This window comes from Vibrio sp. Vb1980, assembly GCF_033338615.1.
GTDB lineage: Bacteria > Pseudomonadota > Gammaproteobacteria > Enterobacterales > Vibrionaceae > Vibrio > Vibrio alginolyticus.
This window is the reverse complement of the sequence record NZ_JAWOSZ010000130.1, coordinates 1-582: the sequence shown is the minus strand read 5'-3', so window position 1 is coordinate 582 and position 582 is coordinate 1. Positions and strand designations below refer to the sequence as shown.

General features: G+C 56.4%; 1 protein-coding gene. It reads left to right on the top strand.

All coding sequences use genetic code 11. The annotated features are described in order from the left end of the window. Positions 1-142: 142 nt before the first annotated feature. On the top strand, positions 143-582 hold a 440-nt coding region (locus R7F64_RS24140), incomplete at its 3' end, for a hypothetical protein (protein WP_318072184.1).

Sequence of the window (582 nt, the reverse complement as noted above, 5' to 3'; positions counted from 1 at the left end):
GAACTATCCAAAAACGCATGAGGCGAGCCTCCTCCTTTTCCTATCCTTGTGGAACAAAGGCGAAAACTGAAAGCAAGCCAGGCAGGGAGAGATGGGCTGCTGACTTGGAACTGAAGACTGAGTGTCATTGCGGACTGGAGTTGTGGCCACCGCAGAGGTATCATGGGCTGGACTGGTGGCTAAGCCCAACACAGAACTGGTAGTTCGCACCAAGGAGCCATTGTGGTCTGGGGTGATAGCTGACGTAGCCGTGGTAGAAGAGAATGGGGTGCCACTGTACACTGGAGTGGTGGCCATGTCTGATTCAGAGCTATTAGTTGTAGCTGAGGAACCACTGTACACCGGACTGGTGGCTGAGCTCAATGCAGACCTGGTAGTTGGGACCATGATGCCATTGTGGGTTGGAGTGCTAGCTAAGTCTGATACAGCCTTGGTGGTTTGGGTGGAAGCACCGCTGAGGACTGCAGTGCTGGAGGAGTCCCCTGGAGGGCTGGTGGCTGGGGACGAGGTACCACTGGGGATTGCAGTGCTGGAGGAGGCCAATGGAGGGCTGGCGGCTGGGGACGAGGTGCCAGATCGGAA